Raw genomic sequence first — 200 nt, forward strand, 5'->3', positions numbered from 1 at the left:
TGGTTCTGAAGTAACGAACCGTTCGACCTCTGCCATGTGTATTCGTGTGTGGTGTGTGGGTCCGGTTCAACTTCATAGTGTTTCGGTGGTCATTGCGTTAGGGAAACGCCCGGTTACATTCCGAACCCGGAAGCTAAGCCTTTCAGCGCCGATGGTACTGCAGGGGGGACCCTGTGGGAGAGTAGGACGCCGCCGAACAA

At 55.5% G+C, this 200-nt stretch carries 1 rRNA gene; it reads left to right on the top strand.

Features of this window, described 5'->3' with window-relative positions:
* Positions 1–81 precede the first annotated feature (81 nt).
* Positions 82–198: ribosomal RNA gene (gene rrf, locus NP777_RS47540) — 5S ribosomal RNA — on the top strand.
* Positions 199–200 lie beyond the last annotated feature (2 nt).

The organism is Streptomyces rugosispiralis (assembly GCF_024505145.1).
In the GTDB taxonomy this organism is placed as follows: Bacteria; Actinomycetota; Actinomycetes; order Streptomycetales; family Streptomycetaceae; genus Streptomyces; species Streptomyces rugosispiralis.